Annotated in this window: 9 protein-coding genes; 6 read left to right on the top strand and 3 right to left on the bottom strand. The window is 54.7% G+C overall.

From position 1 onward, the window contains the following. From HY36_RS18515 to HY36_RS06590, 3 genes are all read left to right on the top strand, one after another. The coding region (locus HY36_RS18515) for a TonB-dependent receptor plug domain-containing protein (RefSeq protein WP_051602573.1) at positions 1 to 1,660 on the top strand (1,660 nt) is incomplete at its 5' end. A gap of 757 nt (positions 1,661 to 2,417) precedes the next feature. Further along, on the top strand, positions 2,418 to 5,186 hold the full coding sequence (locus HY36_RS06585) for a hypothetical protein (protein ID WP_035550222.1): 2,769 nt from the start codon (positions 2,418 to 2,420) through the stop codon (positions 5,184 to 5,186). A 131-nt stretch (positions 5,187 to 5,317) separates the two neighbouring features. Further along, positions 5,318 to 7,930, top strand: a complete 2,613-nt coding sequence (locus HY36_RS06590; protein WP_035550225.1) for a TonB-dependent receptor domain-containing protein — start codon at positions 5,318 to 5,320, stop codon at positions 7,928 to 7,930. A 104-nt stretch (positions 7,931 to 8,034) separates the two neighbouring features. Here HY36_RS06590 and HY36_RS06595 read toward each other — a convergent pair whose 3' ends face one another. Genes HY36_RS06595 through HY36_RS06605 form a run of 3 tightly spaced genes read right to left on the bottom strand, consistent with a single transcriptional unit; the run spans position 8,035 to position 9,993 of the window. Further along, positions 8,035 to 8,238 (bottom strand): YgaP family membrane protein, encoded by a 204-nt coding sequence (locus tag HY36_RS06595; protein WP_035550227.1) that lies wholly within the window; start codon positions 8,236 to 8,238, stop codon positions 8,035 to 8,037. Between the two features lie 19 nt (positions 8,239 to 8,257). Then, positions 8,258 to 8,713 carry a thioredoxin domain-containing protein gene (locus tag HY36_RS18095; RefSeq protein WP_035550229.1) on the bottom strand — a complete coding sequence of 152 codons (456 nt, stop codon included), beginning with the start codon at positions 8,711 to 8,713 and terminating at the stop codon, positions 8,258 to 8,260. Positions 8,714 to 8,715: 2 nt separating this feature from the next. Beyond that, positions 8,716 to 9,993, bottom strand: coding sequence for an NAD(P)/FAD-dependent oxidoreductase (locus tag HY36_RS06605; protein WP_035550232.1), 1,278 nt, complete (start codon positions 9,991 to 9,993; stop codon positions 8,716 to 8,718). 140 nt (positions 9,994 to 10,133) lie between these two features. Between HY36_RS06605 and HY36_RS06610 the strand changes: the two genes are divergently transcribed. Genes HY36_RS06610 through HY36_RS06620 form a run of 3 tightly spaced genes read left to right on the top strand, consistent with a single transcriptional unit; the run spans position 10,134 to position 14,726 of the window. Then, positions 10,134 to 10,493, top strand: a complete 360-nt coding sequence (locus tag HY36_RS06610; RefSeq protein WP_199285767.1) for a rhodanese-like domain-containing protein — start codon at positions 10,134 to 10,136, stop codon at positions 10,491 to 10,493. Position 10,494: 1 nt separating this feature from the next. After that, on the top strand, positions 10,495 to 11,484 hold the full coding sequence (locus HY36_RS06615; protein WP_035550240.1) for an efflux RND transporter periplasmic adaptor subunit: 990 nt from the start codon (positions 10,495 to 10,497) through the stop codon (positions 11,482 to 11,484). Then, a complete protein-coding gene (locus HY36_RS06620) occupies positions 11,481 to 14,726 on the top strand; it encodes an efflux RND transporter permease subunit (RefSeq protein WP_035550242.1) in 3,246 nt (1,081 codons plus the stop codon). Before HY36_RS06615 ends, HY36_RS06620 begins: the two co-directional genes overlap by 4 nt. Positions 14,727 to 14,733 lie beyond the last annotated feature (7 nt).

The following is a 14,733-nucleotide window of genomic DNA, read 5'->3' on the forward strand; positions in this document are numbered from 1 at the left end:
GATCTGTCTCATGGTCGCTGACGGGGAACAACTGGTGGCAGACCAGAATACTGACTTCGGACAGATCTATACCCTCCTCAGTGCGAGTTGGGGGCAGGGTGTGAGCGACTTCAACTGGCGCAGCCCGGCAACACCAAGCGTCTATGTTTCCAGTTCCACCTTCGGAAACTGGTCGCTGATTGATCTCTATCCGAACGGGTTCACGCCCCAATTCGGGCAGGAGGAGAATGACCGTGCTGCAATCTTTGGTCTGAAAGGCGCTTTGGCGAGCGGCTTGTCCTACGATATCAGTGCTGCATACGGAGAAAATCAGATCGACTATTTTCTCTATAACACGATCAATGCGTCCATGGGGCCGGATAGTCCGACGCAGTTTGATGCAGGCGGCTTGCGCCAACAGGAGTTCAATCTGAATGCAGATTTCCAAACCCAGCTCGATACGTCTCTATTCTTCTCCCGACCAATCAATTTGGCCTTTGGCCTTGAAAGCAGACTGGAACGCTACACCATTGCTGAAGGCGAGCCTGCCTCATATGAAATTGGCCCGGGCGCCGCAGACGGTTTGACTTCGGGATCAAACGGGTTTCCAGGCTATACCCTGGACCAGGCCAAAACATATGATCAGTCCAATTGGGCAGCTTATGTCGACGCCGAGACGCGTCCTGATGAAAATGTACAACTGGGTGTCGCTCTGCGTCTCGAAGAGTTCGATACTTTCGGAAGCACACTGAACGGTAAGCTATCGTATCGTAAAGACTTGCTGGAAGGTTTCGCGCTACGCACCACAGTCTCGACTGGGTTCAAGGCTCCGACACCGGCGCAACTCTTCTCGGAGCGGACATCGCAGGGGGTCGCTCCAGACACGTTGGACGTTTTCACGAATGGTCGTTTTAGCCCTATCGGACCGGTGGGGGAAATTCTAAGCGGGCGGGGAGGTGTGGATATCTCCGCACTGAAGCCCGAAACTTCGGTGAATCTCTCTGCCGGTTTGGTCTTCCGTCCTATGGACAGGATGATGGCCAGCCTGGATATCTATCAGACAGACGTCCGAGATCGGATTTTTACATCTGAGTTTTATACGTTGGAACCCAATGAGCGTGCGCGCCTCGCGGCATTGGGTGTGCCGGGTGGGGAAAGCATTACGGAGGTGGGATTCTTTCAGAACAGCTTCGATACGCGAACGTCCGGCGTGGATCTGGTGATGGATTACGACGCGCAACTGGCAGCAGGTGACTTAACCCTCGGCCTATCATTCAATTACAACAACACCTATGTGCTAAACTCCAGCTTTGTCCAAAATCCCTCGCGAGTAGACCGGTTCGAGCGGCTCTATCCACGTTTCTCCACCCATGCCTCAGCAGAGTTCAGACGCGGAACTTGGTCATTCGATGCCAGACTCAAATGGATCGGTCCCTGGGTGGATTTTACCGATCAAAATGCAGATTTGATTCAGGAGTTCGGTTCGGAAGTTTTCGTCGATGTCAGTGTGTCGGCTGAGCTCAGTGACAATTTCACTGTGCGCTTCGGCGTGGAGAACTTATTCAATCAGTATCCGGATGAGGCCGTTCTGGAGGTCAGCAAGGGGCTGATTTATTCCCGCAACGCCCCCTACGATACTGATGGAGGTCAATACTATGTTCGGCTAACGTCACGCTTTTGAGGTGCTCAATGATAACCGTGAGAGTGCACCTGTGCGAAGCTGGGGCGCTCGTATCGCCTTACTGTAAGTGTACAGCTGAAATCATGCCAATTTTTGAGACTTCATACTCGAACCAGATCGGGCACATTTGCGCAGGTAGGGGCTGGCGGCACGAAAGCCGTGCAGACCGTATACCGTCATCAGCTTGTTCCACCTAGGCAGGGGGGGGGGACTCATTCGATATGGGGGCTTCAGGGGCACAAAAGAACGATGTGTCGAGCTGCGAAATACACAAAAAATTCACAAAACAGCTTTTGTGAGGGGGCGTCTTCAAGGCGGCCGCTATCGCGTGCAATCAGAGGGCGGAGTTTTGGGGTTTTTCCATGCATCAAATTGATCGTGTTCTGCTCTTCTTGCGAAGATCAAATTGCTCAGCTTGGCACCAGCAGAGTATTCTACAAAGACTGTGGAATTAAAGTGCAAACAAAACAATGGTTTGGGTAGATGTTCGGTGCTTCTGTGTCTTGAAGGTGCGTGCATTAGGTAGAGTGCCTCACTTCAGCTATCCTGTACATGGATACTTTCTTGTAACTCGTGTGACGAGTCCGTGGCAGAGGCTTTGCATACTGTCTGCGGTGCGTTGAGTGATCTGGACATATCGGTGCGCGCTAACCATCCGGGGTGTCATTCGGGTGTTACATAAGACGTCTAGAGCCCCTTCAGATCGTCGAATCTACGATCGAATGCAATTTGCAAACCAATTATTAGGGGTTGGACAATGAGACTCAAACTAGCCGCGAGTGCCTTGGCGCTTGCTCTCGCAGCCTGTTCGCAGGGCAGCGACATTTCTTCACCAGGAACGACAACCCCAACGACGCCTCCAGGAGGCGGTAGCGATGGCGGCGGTGACGGCGGTTCAGGTTCCGCTGAATGCCCCGCAGCCTTTACTGAAGGCGAAGCTGTTGCTGGCCTGACCACATGTAATCTGTCCGGCACCTATCTCGCGAATGTTACGCTTGAGAATATTGAGGGGCTGGCCTACCGCATCGACGGTCGGATCGACATCGGCGCTGACACGGGTGCAGACGGCAATCTCGCCGGCGGCCAGGGCGTGACGATGACGATTGATCCTGGCGTCACGCTGTTCGGTGAATCCGGCTCTGACTACATCGTCGTTAATCGCGGATCCCAGCTGGTAGCGGATGGCGAACGCGCGGCACCGATCGTCATGACAAGCGCCGACGACCTTGAGCGCCAGGCCGATAGCGACGCGTCAAATGATGACGGTGGTGACAACATCTCTGAGTGGGGTGGTCTGGTCATTCTGGGCCAAGCGCCAATCAACCGCTGCCGCGATGCAGCGACCCCAGGCACTGTGGATTGTGAAAACCTTGTTGAAGGCGTGACCAATCCGGAAGCCGTTTATGGTGGCGACGACTCCAACGACAATAGCGGCATCCTCCGTTACTTGCAGGTCCGTTTCGCTGGTTTTGCTATCAACACAGCTGGTAACGAACTGAACGGCATCACCTTCGCAGGTGTCGGCAACGGCACGACCGTCGATTATGTTCAGGTTCACAACAACTCTGACGACGGCGTCGAGTTCTTCGGCGGAAACGTCAACGTTCGCCACCTCGTGCTGACCGGCAACGATGATGACTCCATCGACACTGACAACGGCTACCAAGGCTCAATTCAGTACGCTCTGGTCACTCAACGTGAAAACGGTGGTGACAACATTGTGGAAGCATCCAGCGCCGGGAACGGTGTAACGCCACTTTCAAACGCGAACATTTCCAACTTCACCTTCGTCGGTAATCGTACGAACGCTTTCCGCCTGAACACAGGTACGGTTGGCCGCTATGTCAACGGCGTCGTGAACTACGGCAAGGAATGTATGCGCTGGCAGGATAGTGCTGGTGATGGCACTGCCGGATTTACGGCTGGTTCTGATCCGGCTTTTGACTCGGTCCTGTTCGACTGTGACCTCGGCCTGACCACGAGCAACTCCGAAACGGCAACCGCTGAAGCATCTGTTGCGGCAGGTACCAACAACTCAACCGACGTCAGCGACTCCCTCGCTTCGCAGTTCTTCCCTGGACCGAACGAGCAGGCTGTCACGCCATTTGATGCAACGACGCTGTCCAGCTTCTTCGAGCCTGTCACCTACATCGGTGCATTTGGTCCCGACGAATCGGTCACGGAAAACTGGGCGTCTGGTTGGTCATTCGCAGTGTTCCCTGAGCCTGAATGCCCATCCGGAACAACCGATAGCGGCTTTGACCTCCAAGGTCAGAATGTCTGCCAAGTCAGCGGTATCCTGACGGACGATGTCCGCCTGACCCGTGGCAACATCTACGAAATCGTTGGACGGGTTGATGTCGGTATCGACGTCGGTGCTGACGGTTCCGCTACGGATGGCGACCCAGCTGCCCTGACTATCGAATCTGGCGTGACCATGTTCGGTGATGAGGGGGAAGACTACATCGTTGTGAACCGCGGTTCGCAGATCTTCTCCAACGGTACTCGCGAGAACCCCGTCATCATGACGTCTGAGGCTGATCTTACGAACAGCCAGGTTGATGCAGAAAATGCCATCGGTGAATGGGGCGGCGTGGTTATTCTCGGCCGCGCACCAATCAATCGCTGCCGTGACGCTGCAACGCCAGGCACGGTCGCATGTGAAAACCTCGTTGAAGGTGTGACCAATCCAGAAGCCGTTTACGGTGGTGCAACCGCTGATGATGACAGCGGCTCGATCCGCTTCACACAAGTTCGCCACGCTGGCTTCGCAATCAACACAGCTGGTAACGAACTGAACGGCATCACCTTCGCTGGTGTTGGAACCGGAACTGAAGTTGAATACATTCAGGTCCACAACAACGCGGACGACGGGGTCGAATTCTTCGGTGGCGGCGTCAACGTGAAGTACCTGGTGCTGACCGGCAACGACGATGACTCGATCGATACGGACAATGGCTACAATGGCTCCATTCAGTATGCCATCGTGGTTCAGCGCGAAAGCGGCGGTGACAATATCGTTGAAGCCTCCAGCGCTGGTTCTGGTGTCACGCCACTGTCGAACGCCAAAATTTCCAACTTCACTTTCGTCGGTAACCGCACGAACGCCTTCCGCCTGAACACAGGTACGGTTGGTCGTTACGTCAACGGCGTTGTGAACTACGGAAAAGAGTGCATGCGTTGGCAGGATAGCGCCGGTGATGGCAACACGACGTATGATGCCGGATCGGACCCCGCTTTCGACTCGGTACTGTTTGACTGTGACCTCGGCCTAACCACGTCGAATTCCGAAACGGCAATCGCTGAAGCGTCTGTTGCAGCTGGCACAAACAACTCAACGACGACCGCGTCGACGCTGTCTTCCACGTTTGTAAATGGAGCCGCCGAGTCTGGTGTCACTGCATTTGATGTCACGACGATTTCGTCCGATCTCGACCCGGTTGATTACATCGGCGCCGTCAAGGACAGCTCTGACACATGGTGGCAGGGATGGTCCTGCGGACTGGAAGCTAGCGACGCTTGCTAGCCAGAGGCATTTGCGGGGTGCGGGCAACGAGCGTTGCCCGCACCTTGCACCTACACAGGTTTGTATTTCCCGAGAGTTCGAGGGGCATTTCTATCACGAACGACTGGGTAAAAATTCACAAGGACAGTCTCATGAGACACCAATTGCTAAAAGGGACTTTGCTGTTCGGGACAGCGCTAGCCCTGGCAAACCACATTCCCGCCGTTGCGCAAGAAGCTCCATCTGAGCAGGAAGAAACCGCCGAAGAAGCACGTGAACTGGAAACGGTTGTTGTTCGAGGCGAGTACATCCCCGCACCCCAACGTGAAACGTCGCAGGTCGCATCGTTTCTCGCGCCGGAAGACTTGGCTCGCCAAGGCGACTCCAACGCTGCGCTCGCACTGACCCGCTTGTCGGGTCTTAGTATTGTTTCGGACAAATTTGCCTATGTTCGCGGTCTGGGTGACCGCTACTCGGCGGCACTTTTGAACGGTTCGCCGCTTCCCAGTCCAGAACCACTTCGCCGGACAGTTCCACTGGACCTGTTTCCGTCTAACGCTCTTGACGGTGCAACCGTCCAAAAAACCTTCTCGGTAAACTATCCGGGCGAATTCGGTGGCGGCATCATCGACCTGCAAACGCTTCGCCAACCAAACGAGAACTTCTTTCACGTAAAGCTTGGTGCCAGTGCAAACACGGCGACCACCTTCGACAAGGGCATCTTCGTTCGCGGTTCTGACACGGACTGGAGCGGTTATGATGATGGTCTGCGCAATTTCCCGCAACCATTGGGACTCGTACTGAGCCTGGACCAAAGCTTGAACAGCCTTGATGACGACGCCATCGAAGCTGTGGGTGAGAGCCTCGTAAACACGCCTCTGAATGTCATTCAGGAAAAGGACCTGGAACCAAACTATAACGGTTCTGTTGAGTTCGGCCGGATCGTTGAAGGCAAGGAGTTTGACCTCGGCATCATTGGTGTTGCCGGATTTGACTCCGGTTGGGCCACCAAGCAAGCGACTCGCCAATTTGTTCAGGGCGGTGTGCTCGGAAACGACTATCAGACGCTGGAAACGAACTACAACGCGACCGTTAACGCACTAAGTTCTGCGACCATCAACTGGTATTCCGGTCATGAAGTCCAGGCGACTGTATTCTACGTGCATGACACGTCGAAAGAAGCCCAGATTGATACCGGTACGGACTTCAACGCGCAGGGTAGCTCTGGCGAAATCTTCGACGAATCCTCAGGCTGGTTTGAGCGGGGCCTTCTGTTTGGTCAGCTTCGCGGCGAGCACACGTTTGATGATCTCGTCCTGTCCTGGCGCGGTTCGGTCGCTCAATCGACGCGTGACGCGCCGTATGAGCGTTCGCTTCGTCGCTACATCAACGATGACGGTGTTCCGGCCTATCAGGTCGCGAACAGCTACGACATTCGCTTCTCCGACCTTACCGATGATATCAAAGGAATCGGCGGCGATGCGGAATACACAATTGAGCTGAGCGATTCCCGTGAGGCGGTCCTGTCGGGCGGTTTTGACGTTTCCTCGACCGAGCGTGAATACAATTTCTACGCTTTCCGTTTTGCCGGCGGCAACTCGATCTCTGAAGATATTCAGATCCAACGCCCCGACTTCCTGTTCAGCCCTGACAATATCGACCCACAGCGTTTCGTGCTGCAGGAAATCACCACGCCAAACGACTCCTATGAGGGTCAGTTGGATGTTTATGCCGCCTATGTCGAGGGCGACATTGAGTGGACGGACTTCATCCAGACCACGCTGGGCCTTCGCTATGAAGAAGCCCAACAGACAGTCAACACGTTCGACCGTTTCGGCAATGAAGGCGCCGGTGCAGTCGATCTCGAAAATGACTATCTGCTGCCATCCTTGACGTTCACGTGGAACTTCGCTGAAGATCTGCAACTGCGTCTTGGATATTCCCAGACAATTGCTCGCCCACAATTCCGGGAACTCGCTCTTTCGAATTATTTCGATCCAGAAAGTGAGCGCTCCTATCGGGGTAATAACGGGCTGGTCGATACAGAGCTGACAAACTACGATGCGCGCCTTGAGTACTATCTTGGCCCGAACGAGTTCATCACGATTGCAGGTTTCTACAAGGAACTAGAAAATCCTATCGAGGAAATCCAGTACTCCACTTCAACCTTCGTGTTCGAAACAACGTTCATCAACTCACCGAAAGCCGAACTGTTCGGCGGTGAATTCGAGTATCGTACTCTGTTCGAATTCCCGTTCGATAATTCGTTCTTCAACGATCGCGACGGCCGGTTCTCCATCAACTACACCTACACGTCTTCAGAAGTGCAGGCTGATGAGAATGATCAGGTTTTCGATCCGATTTCCCGGTCTCTGCGTGACGCCAGCTTCTTCGGTCTGGATGGATCTGACTTGCAAGGCACGCCGGAAAACATTCTGAATGCTCAGTTTGGTTGGGAATCTGACGTCGAACAGCTCACTCTACTCGTGGGTTGGGTTGATGATCGTATTCTCCAGCGCGGCATTGATCTGCCGGGCGCGGCTCTGCCGGATATCATCGAAGATCCAGGTATTCAGTTGGACCTCGTCTACAACCGTGATTTCGAAGTGGTTGGACGCGAATTCACGCTGGGGCTCAGCGGGCGCAATCTGCTTGATGAAGCTCATGAAGAGTATCAGATCAGCGAAGGTGAACTTGGACGTACTGAGTTCAATACGTATGATCGTGGTCAGACCTTCTCGGTCAGTCTGACAGCTAAGTTCTAGATCCAGTCAGATCGGTTTAAAAGACAGCGCCCCTTGCCTGGTATTCAGGCGAGGGGCGCTTTGATTCAGGTGGGGCAAAAGCGTTCTTCGGCCTTCATGGTCCTTCAGCGAAACGCAGAGCCGCTGCGAACGCCGAACAGTTTGAAGATCAGTGCCGCGGGGCAGAATCCCGTGAAAGCAGCCTGAACCATGTTCAGGCCAGCAAACGCGGTAAGAAGCAGCCAGTAGGGCGAAACCCAGTATCCGAGAGCAAGGCTCACGAGAACGATCAAGCCTGCGAATGCCAGAACGGCGCGGTCAAGGTTCATTGCAATACTCCGTGTTAAGTCAGATTTCCGTTAGAGACGCTGCGATGTTTGAGTTGTTGATCCATTCGGTCATCATTTGCGATGTCATAACTCCTGCGCGCTGATCCACGATGGAGCCCGATTGAAACATGAGCAGGGCGGGAATTCCGCGAACGTTCAATGCCGCGCCAGCATTCGGAAACGCTTCAGTGTTCAGTTTCAGAAAACGCAAAGCTCCGCCATAGTGCTTTGCTGTTTCCATGTAGGCTGGTGCCATCATTCGACAGGGGCCGCACCAAGGCGCCCAAACATCCAGTAGGAATGAGCCCTCATCTTTCGCCAACAAGCGATTCAATACGGTTTCGCTGATATCAATTGGCGTGTCGGCTGAGAGCTTTGACTTACATGCCCCACACTGGCCGCTTGCTAATTGCTTGTTAGTGGGCACTCGGTTTATCCTGCCGCATTTTGTGCAAACAATGTGTTTGGTCGCCATTATCAAGAGTGACCTTTCAGTTTGTGAGTCTTCAAAAGTCCGAGGGCGGCATTTTCGTAGAAGGTCTCTGATTTTCCCGTTCTCAGTTTGTGCAGGAAGTATTTTTCGAAACCAGCTTTCGCCATGTGAACCCAACGACCTGAGGCAGACCAGTTGACATTTCTCGGTGGGATCTGTGGCTGTGCGACAAAGGCAACGCCGCCATCCCCGAAGTCCGCCAGGCAAATTGCATTCCATGTTGCCTTGTGAGTTGGAACCTCGCCATCAATCAGCTGCTTGATATTCCGCGCGGTTGCCTCAACCATTGACTCAATCATGAAGCCTGTCTTTGGGACGCCGACGGGTACGGGTGTTTGTCCCATGGGCGGTATTGCGATGCAGACGCCAATACCGAAGATATCTGGCCATGTCGGATTTCGCTGAAACTCATCCGTGAGGATGAAGCCTTTTGGATTGACCAAATTATCGACGCCGCGAACGGCCTCCACGCCCTGAAATGGTGGCATCAGCATTGAAAACTTGGACGGAAGGTCGTGTTTCTTCACAACGTTCCCATTCAAATCAAGTTCTTCTACTTCGATTGAGGTCGCTTTGGCTGTTGAAACGCGTGCGTTGGTAATCCATTTTATATGCCGTTCGCGCATTTCGCTTTCCAGCAAGCCCTTTGTATCGCCCACACCGTCGAGGCCGAGGTGACCGATATAGGGTTCAGGCGTGATGAAGGTCATTGGAACCTGATCGCGAATCTTCCGTTTGCGCAGTTCCGTCTCAATGATCATAGCAGTCTCGTACGCAGGTCCAAAGCAGGATGCCCCCTGCGCAGCGCCGATCACAATTGGTCCGGGGTCACTGCAAAAGGCTTCAAAGGCCGCGAATCCTTGTTCCGCATGATCAATGTGGCATACGGACTGTGTGTGGCCGCGTGGGCCGAGGCCTTCAATTTCATCGAATGCAAGCTCGGGTCCTGTGGCAATTACGAGATAGTCATAGGAGATGCGGTCGCCATCCGGCATTCGAACGCATTTTTCTGCGGGGACGACCTTTTCCGCTTTGCCGACAATCAGTTCAACGCCTCGCTTCTTCAGGGGTTTGGCAAGGTCGATGGTTATATCCGAGCGTTGGCGCCATCCCACGATCACCCAAGGGTTTGAAGGCTGAAACTGGTAGTAATCGGTCTCGCTGATGATCGCGACATCGTGTTGATCGCCGAGCGTTTTCTTGATTTCGAAGGCTGCAATAAGCCCACCCAATCCGGCGCCGAGAATTACGACTTTTGCCATGACCAATCCTCCATGCAGGAGAGATATTGTATATTAGCACTTTCGCAAATACGCAATGCTACTTATATGGGGGCGAGTATTGATGACCTAGATCAAATGCGTGGTGCGCAATCACCAGCAAGCAGGGAGCTTTGATGAACATGGCAGACAAGTATGACGTGAAACCCGAACAAGTTCTGGCTGACCTGAAGGCCGGAAACATATTGCTTGTCGATGTACGTGAGCCGGCGGAGTTCGCGAACGAGCGGATCCATGGTGCTTTACTGCACCCATTGTCGACTTTCGAGCCAAAGGCGCTTCCGACTGACGGACACCGCCAGATCATTTTTCAGTGCGGTTCCGGCAAAAGATCTCGCATGGCCTTGGAAAAGTTCATGAAGGAGATTGGGGTTGAGGCCGCTCATATGGCTGGGGGAATTGCTGCCTGGAGATCAGCTGGACAGCCGTGCATTCGGATTGATCCAGCCACCGGGACTGTCGTGGACAAGGGGGATTATTGAGATGATCCGATTTGCTTTGGCCAGCTTGGCGGTGTGTCTGGCAAGTAGTCCGATTGCTGCTACCCAAACCATGACGGTGGAGGAGAGCATCGTCACGGACTACCGACCCGTCGTTGGCCGCATTGAGGCCAGCGATACGGCGATGGCCCGTTCTCGGCTGCAAGGCATCGTGACCCAGCTTGGTATAGATGAGGGCGATACAGTGAAGGATGGTGACGTTGTTGCGTTCATTGCTGATGACACGATCGCACCCCAGATCAACGCCATTCAGTCCCGGATTGAGGGCCTGACAGAGCAAGTGACCCAACAAGAGGCGGATCTCGCGCGCGCTAAGAAACTACTGGCGGACGGTTTTTATCCCAAGGCTCGATATGATCAGGAAGCGGCGGCGCTCAATGTGATGAAGTCGAACAGAGCCTCGGCCATAGAGGAGCGCCGCAGTCTCGTTGCCCGACAGGGAGAAGGCTATGTGCGTGCGCCTGCGGACTCGCGGGTGACTGATGTCTCGGTGGTGGAGGGCAGTGTCGTGTCCCCAGGGCAAGTCATCGCCACTCTAGCGACCCTGGACGGCCTGGTACGCTTGTCTCTGCCTGAGCGACATTTGAGCTATCTATCTGAGGGCGGCGAAATATCCATTCGGCTTCCCGCACGAGATGATGCCATTAGGATGGCCAGGATTGAAAAGGTTTACCCAGCACTCAAGGATGGCGCTGTGGTGGCTGATGCTGTTGTCGAGGGCGGGCTCAATGCCTTGGTTGGGGAGCGAGCCGACGTGCTCGCGCCAGTTGGTGACCGACGAGCGATCATTCTTCCCCAGGAGTATGTCACAACGCGGTATGGCGTAGATTTTGTGCGGGTGAAGATTGGGGACAGATATGTTGATGCCCCTGTCGTTTTAGCCGAGCCGCTGGTTGCCAAAGGAGTTTATGAAGTTCTGTCGGGGCTGCGACCGGGAGACGTAATTGCCTTGCCGGGAACGAAAAGCTCATGAAGGCGGATGTTTCGGGTTCTATCACACGGGCAACCATCCGTTCGCCGCTGACGCCATTGATCCTGCTGGCTGCTCTTGCGGTCGGTTTGGTTGCACTGCTGACGATTCCTCGTGAGGAGGAGCCGCAAATCTCCGTTCCGATGGTGGACATTCTGGTACAGTCCCCGGGCCTGCGCGCAGCCGACACGGTTGAACAGGTTACGGAGCCGCTGGAGGAAATCGTCAAGGCGATCCCTGATGTTGAACATGTATACAGTCAGAGCCGGGACGATGGAGCGATTGTAACCGCTCGCTTCATGGTTGGGACTGATGCCGATGACGCGATCCTGCGAATCCATGAAAAGATCCGCGCAAATATTGATCGTATTCCGCCAGAAGTGCCCATGCCACAAGTTGTCGGCCGCGGCATTGATGATGTTCCGATCGTTACACTAACCCTGTCGCCTGAGCCTTGGACGGGCCATGTCTGGAACGACACGAGCTTGCGGATGCTGGCGGACGAGATTCTGAAAGAACTCGTGAAGGTCGAAGATGTCGGCCTGACAGACGTGATTGGTGGTCGTAGCCTCGAGCTGCGTGTCGAGCCCGATATTGAGGCCCTGTCGTCATATGGTGTTCCACTACAGGCGTTGGTTGATACCGTTTCGCAGGCCGTTCAGGCGCGCCCCATTGGAGCTGCGCGTGGGGCAGGGGAATCCATCATCGTTCAGGCAGGGGATCGCATATCCGCCATAGGGGATCTGGAACGTCTTGAAATCCGGGCTCCCGATGGTCGCACAATATACTTGTCGGATATCGCGCGCGTCGAAGTCGCCGGTATTGAGACTGAGGCACGCGCGTGGACGCTTGAGCGAAATTCGTCGCGAGCAGAGTTCGAAGCCTTACCCGCTGTGACGCTCTCACTTGCCAAGCGGCCGGGGGCGAATGCGGTTGTGGTTGCAGACCAAATTCTCGAGCGACTTGAGCTGCTCGAACGGGAAATGATACCGGAAGGCGTCCATATCGCCGAGACGCGAAACTATGGCGAGACGGCGAACCACAAGGCCAATGAATTGCTCTTCCATCTGGCGCTTGCGACAGTGTCCATTGTGGTCCTGATCGCATTCGCAATTGGATGGAGAGAAGCGATTGTTACGCTGATCGTTATTCCGACAACCATCCTGCTAACACTCTTTGCCTCACTTATGATGGGTTATACGATTAACCGGGTCAGCTTGTTTGCGCTCATCTTTTCCATCGGTATTCTGGTGGATGATGCGATCGTCATTATCGAGAACATAGCGCGACACTGGTCCATGCGGGATGGGCGACCACGCGTGCAGGCTGCGATTGATGCCGTGGCTGAAGTCGGGAATCCGACAATCGTCGCGACATTGACCGTCATAGCTGCTTTGCTGCCGATGATGTTCGTTTCAGGACTTATGGGTCCGTACATGGCGCCGATCCCGGCAAATGCTTCAGCAGCAATGCTGTTTTCATTTTTTGTCGCTGTAGGGATCGCCCCATGGCTTTTGATGAAGATCGCGGGCAGGGCACCTGTTCATGAGCATTCTGATGAGAAAGAAAGCCGTTTGGGGCGGTTCTATCGCACTGTTGCCGGTCCGATAGTGGAAAGCCGCCGCAATGCCTGGATATTTCTTGGCATAGTCGGTGTGGCGACACTTGCATCCTTGATGCTGTTTATGACCAAAGCCGTGACGGTGAAGCTGCTGCCGTTCGACAACAAATCTGAAATACAGATCGTTCTCGACATGCCAGAGGGGACGGCTCTGGAAGACACTGAACGCACGTTGTTTGCGTTGGCGGCAACGATGTACGATGTCGATGAGGTCGAGTCCATTCAGGCTTATGCTGGTACGGCGGCGCCGTTCAACTTCAATGGACTGGTACGACACTATTTCCTTCGGTCTTCTCCGGAGCTTGGTGATCTTCAGGTCAATCTGCTTGAAAAAAGCCATCGCAACAGGTCCAGTCATGAGATTGCGCTCGATCTGAGAAATCAGCTGAGAGAGATTCCGCTGCCTGATGGCGCCAGTGTCAAAGTCGTGGAAGTGCCTCCTGGGCCTCCTGTCCTGTCGACATTGCTGGCTGAAATCTATGGGCCGGATGCGGAGACGCGGCGCAGGACTGCAGAAATCGTAGAACAATTGTTTCGGGAAACCGAGTATATTGTGGACGTCGACAACTCTTTCGGTGGTCCGCAACCTCGACTGCTTCTTTCCGTCGATGAGACAACCGCGTCTGACCGAGGTGTTGCCGAGCAGGATGTGCTGGATGCGCTGGCGCTGATTTATTCCGGAAAGATTGTTGGTGTGGCCCCGCGCGGTGGTGGGCGGGACCCCTTGTCTGTTGCGGTTCGGCTGCCGAAGTCCTCACAGGTCTGGTCAGAACGCACGGCCAGTCTGCCAGTGCCGGTCCAGCCGGGTGCCCAGGCTGTTGAGCTGGGTACGTTGGTCGATGCGCGCATGGAATCCGGCTCAGCCACGATCTTCCGTCGGGATGGCTATTTCGCCGACATGGTCATGGGAGAATTGGCCGGCCGATTTGAGGCGCCTATTTACGGAATGATGGAAATCCAGGACCGTGTCGACGCTTATGATTGGGCTGCGGCGGGGCTGGAGGCACCTGAAATACGCCTTTATGGTCAGCCGGCGGATGAATCAAAGCCATCATTGTTGTGGGATGGGGAGTGGGAGATCACCTATGTCACATTCCGGGATATGGGCTTGGCGTTCGGCGTAGCTCTCGTGGCCATCTACATACTCGTGGTCGCGCAGTTTGGTACATTCAGAACTCCCTTGGTGATCCTGACGCCAGTGCCACTCACGCTGATCGGGATCATGCTGGGGCACTGGATATTCGGGGCGGCATTCACGGCGACATCGATGATTGGCTTCATTGCACTCGCGGGCATCATCGTGAGAAATTCGATTCTCTTGGTGGATTTTGTTCGCCACGGTCAGTTCGCGGACCGGCCCTTGCGGGAAGTCTTGCTGGATGCGGGGGCCATTCGGTTCAAGCCGATCCTGCTGACAGCTTTGGCCGCAATGATTGGCGCAGCTGTGATTCTGACGGACCCGATTTTCCAGGGCTTGGCAATCTCGCTCCTGTTCGGGCTGGCGTCATCCACCGCGTTGACCGTGCTGGTGATCCCCGCAATTTATGTCGCACTGAAGGGGCCAGATTGGGTGGCGGACGCCGCACCGGAATCTGAGGGTACTGGGACCCAAGCGCCTTCTTGAGATTGGT

It is taken from the genome of Hyphomonas atlantica corrig. (genome assembly GCF_000682715.1).
In the GTDB taxonomy this organism is placed as follows: Bacteria; Pseudomonadota; Alphaproteobacteria; order Caulobacterales; family Hyphomonadaceae; genus Hyphomonas; species Hyphomonas atlantica.